This window comes from Hyphomonas sp., assembly GCF_041689225.1.
In the GTDB taxonomy this organism is placed as follows: Bacteria; Pseudomonadota; Alphaproteobacteria; order Caulobacterales; family Hyphomonadaceae; genus Hyphomonas.
Window position 1 is genome coordinate 1 of sequence record NZ_JBDNGN010000138.1, and the last position, 3,187, is coordinate 3,187.

Genomic DNA, 3,187 nt, shown 5'->3' on the forward strand with positions numbered 1-3,187 from the left:
CACCAGAAATTGTTCATACTGTTCCGAATTCAATTCTCCGCTTGCCATGGCAAAATCTGAATGTCGAATTTTCCCAAGGCCGGAAACATTGCCCTCAATCTTGACGTTATAAGGGGGGGCGCTGAAAATCACACCGACCTGTTCGCCCTCAAGCAGGCGGTCGTATACCGCTTTTTCCCGAGCATCGCCGCAGGCAAGTCGGTGATTGCCCAGTTTCCAGATATAGCCGTCCTGCGTGACTGGGGACTCCGGCAACGGTACGATGTCATCATCCAGCGGATCGTTTCCGTCGACCTGCGCATCGTCCAGTTCCTCGTAAAGCTTGTCAATTTCTGGCAGCGAGAAACCAAGCGCAGGCAGGCTGAAATCGAGTTTCTCCAGTTCCCTGAGTTCAATCGCAAGCAACTCTCTATCCCATCCAGCCTCAAGTGCCAGGCGATTGTCAGCCAGAAGATATCCGGCTGTGAACCTGTCCAAGCGGCGTCCTCGACACTCGTCACCCGCCATACCCTCTCACGGCCCCCAAGGGTCTTTAGCCGGATCCCAGCCATAATCATCGTTGTCGTCCCGATCGCCCCCCACGAGCATCTCCTCCGGCCCTTCCAGCTGCGGGGTGCGGTACGTGTCCTTTTCCTGTACCCACCGAAGCAGTTGAGAGAGTGCATCGACCTGATCATCGTGGCGCGAGGAGGGGAACCCGAGGAGTTCTCCGGTAAAGTCACCCAGCCAGTGGGCGCGCTCGGGAAGGAACAATCGATCTTGCTGGATCATCGCAGCCGCGTTCATGGCGCGGGCGATTTTGTCGCCCTCGGGGCGCCGGGCTATCGGGAGCGGTACACCCTGCGGTTCTTCCGCCCGCAGTGACTGGATCAGCGCAGTCCCCGACGAGGCATCCTCGATCAGGAGGACTTTGGCGTTATATGCCCTTCCAAGCTCAATGGTCTTCGCCTTGAGCAGGTGAAATTTCAGACGCGCGCGAAACACGTCAAGAATGTAGATCTGCTTGCCCTGTATCAACGCGGTGACGCAGACAGACCAGTCGTTGAACGGATTGTCCTTGGACGCAGTATCCCATGACTGGACGATCTGGCCGTAGCCAAGGTCAATCGTTCCAGGCTTGTAATACTGGAACCATGCCGCCTCGATGATGTTGCCGTGCGCCGGAACAGGCTTCTGCTGGTACTGGCTGGCAAAAACGAGCGGATTTTCCGCCTTGCGCCTGAGCAGTAGTTCGAGGGGCTGGCGGGCAGGGTGAAGCGCGGATCCGGCGCGCCGGTGCCAGATGCGCCCGCGCGTGAGAGGAATTTCTTCGTCGCGTTCGGCGATGGCGGGCAGGCAAAGCTCATACCAACCCTCGCGTTCCTGCAATGTGCCGACCAGGTCGCCCTCATGCAGGCGCTGCATCACCACGATAATAGCGCCGGTGGCTTGGTTGTTGAAGCGCTGCGACAAAGTGCCGTCAAGCCAGCGAACAACCTTTTCCCGGGCCGGCTGCGACAGCGCATCTTGGGTTTTCATGGGATCATCAATGATTATGATGTCCGCGCCGAACCCTGTGGTCTTGCCGTCAACCGATGTCGCCATGCGCCGCCCGCCCGCACTGGTGCCGATATCATCCACCGTCCGGCGGGTCAGCACAAGGCTCGGAAAGGCCCGGCGATACCAGCTGCTCTGCATGATCTTGAGACAATCGCTGGCATGATCCTCCGCCAGATCCTGACCGTAACTGGCACACAAAAACGAAAGCGACGGATCGTGGCCCAGGCGCCAGGCGCTCCAGGCTACCGTGACCGTTCGGGACTTGAGGTGCCGAGGCGGTATGGTGATGGCCAGATGCGTGTTGTCGCCATCCTTGATCCGGTCAAGTTCATGGATCATCGCGTCGATATGCCAATTGTGCTGATATCCCCCTCGTCCGCCCAGCTCGCGAAATGCAAAGCGCAGGAAAAAGCCAAAGTCGAGGCGCAGCAGCGCGGAGATGGCGTCATCGGTGTCAACATCAGCCATCGACGCTCTCCCCGTCTTCATCGTTGTCTTCAGCAATTCCTTCAGCCGGAGCCGGATCTCCAAACAGTTTTGGATCAATGTCCAATTCCTGCGCGCGCTCCTGGAGATAGGCCTGCAGTATCTGTTTATCGCCAAGCGTGTGATAGTGCCGGTTCTGCTGCCGCGCTTCTTCAATCCGCTGGCGCCTTTTATCGACCATCTCGATTGCACGGTTTTCGCCCTTGCGGGTGGCATTGTCGATGAGACGCAGATCAACCGCATGGCTCTTGGTGACCTTGCGCTCCTTGCCATTCTCCTTGACCGGCACCTTGCGCCTGAGTTCCCGCTCGAACTCGGTGTCGGCATTGGGCACGCCTCTTTTCCGGCTTCCGCGCGGACGCCCGTCGCCGACGGCGAACTGTCCCGTTTTGGGCGGCCGGTTACGACCTATCTCGTAGGATCCATCCTCGCTGACATTGCCCTCCTTATAGGGTTTGCCATCCTTGCGACGCCCCTCCCGGGGTGGCTGCTTATCGTCATCCCCGTTCATGATCCTTCTCCCAGCCGCGCCTTCGCGACTTCATGAAACGGCGTGATCCCGTCCAGCAGCGGCTCGCAGCCGGTGGCCTCTGCGGTGCGGCGCAGGATGACGTCGGCGTACACGGGATCGAGCTCGATCGCCCGGCCGCGCCGCCCTGTCATCTCGCAAGCGGCAAGAATGGTGCCGGATCCGGCGAAGGAATCGAGCACGATGTCGCCGCGCCGGGAACAGTCCAGAATGGCATCGGCAATCATCTGTTTTGGCTTGACGGTCGGATGATCAGCCAGATCCTCCATCCGCCCTGCACGAAATGTGTTGGCGGAGGGATATCTCCAGACATTGCAGCGATTTCTCCGGCCGAGCGCAATATTGCTGATATGCGTGCCCGGATTCACCTTGAAGACATAGCAAAGCTCATGGGCCGATCTGTAGAACGCGCCCATTCCCGGATTCTTGGCCCATACAATCATGTTTTTGAGTTCATGGAAAACGCCCTGCGCGGCATCAAGCATATAAGGCGCGCCGCGCCAGTCCATGAAGACAAAGGCAATGGCCCCCGGCGCGCAGTGCGCGGCCATCGCCTTGAAGGCTGGACGCAGCAGCGTCATGCCGAACTCGGACAGCGACACTTCGCCTGCGCCCATTACGAAATTGTCATGC

At 59.1% G+C, this 3,187-nt stretch carries 3 protein-coding genes and 1 pseudogene; all 4 read right to left on the minus strand.

The features are described 5' to 3' along the window. A pseudogene (locus ACESNB_RS13935) lies at window positions 1-477 on the minus strand (DNA methylase N-4); the annotation flags it as partial. 36 nt (window positions 478-513) lie between these two features. Then, window positions 514-2,007 (minus strand): phage terminase large subunit, encoded by a 1,494-nt coding sequence (gene terL, locus ACESNB_RS13940; RefSeq protein WP_373008331.1) that lies wholly within the window; start codon window positions 2,005-2,007, stop codon window positions 514-516. Further along, entirely contained in the window at window positions 2,000-2,536 is a 537-nt protein-coding gene (locus ACESNB_RS13945) for a DUF5681 domain-containing protein (RefSeq protein ID WP_373008333.1), read from the minus strand. The genes terL and ACESNB_RS13945 overlap by 8 nt, the downstream gene beginning before the upstream one ends. Continuing rightward, window positions 2,533-3,187 (minus strand): site-specific DNA-methyltransferase (locus ACESNB_RS13950; RefSeq protein WP_373008335.1); only part of this gene is annotated, 655 nt, incomplete at its 5' end. The genes ACESNB_RS13950 and ACESNB_RS13945, both read right to left, overlap by 4 nt.